1 protein-coding gene is annotated in these 294 nt (G+C 61.6%); it reads right to left on the bottom strand.

What is annotated here, in order from left to right; all coding sequences use genetic code 11:
• Positions 1-106: 106 nt before the first annotated feature.
• Positions 107-294: transposase (locus ACPYN9_RS17240; RefSeq protein ID WP_424468128.1), on the bottom strand; the 188-nt coding region annotated here is incomplete at its 5' end.

The raw sequence follows: 294 nt of genomic DNA, 5'->3' as shown, positions 1-294 counted from the left end.
CAGGGGGCAGGAATCATGCCGAGCCCGGGATGGCCAACACCCTCCAAGGATCACTCCTCAACCGGGTAGGAAGAAAGAAACGGGGCGACTTGCTGAGTTTTGATCGTCATGCGGCTGATCGCCTTCCAGAGTGTAGAAGTGGTCTGAAGCCGCCGGTCGCGAGCAGGCTTCTCGCGACGTAGTTGATGAGGTTGCGGAAGCCGAGCGCGATGCCGCGGAGGTGCTCGAGGCGCCCGTTGTTCGCTTCGGTGGGTCCGTTGCTCGTGCCGGGATGATCGAAGTACGCGAGGACAT

The sequence above is a fragment of the Pseudoclavibacter helvolus genome (genome assembly GCF_049707175.1).
Classification (GTDB): Bacteria; Actinomycetota; Actinomycetes; order Actinomycetales; family Microbacteriaceae; genus Pseudoclavibacter; species Pseudoclavibacter helvolus_A.
The sequence above is the reverse complement of the archived record's forward strand: the minus strand, read 5'-3'. Positions and strand labels throughout refer to the sequence as shown.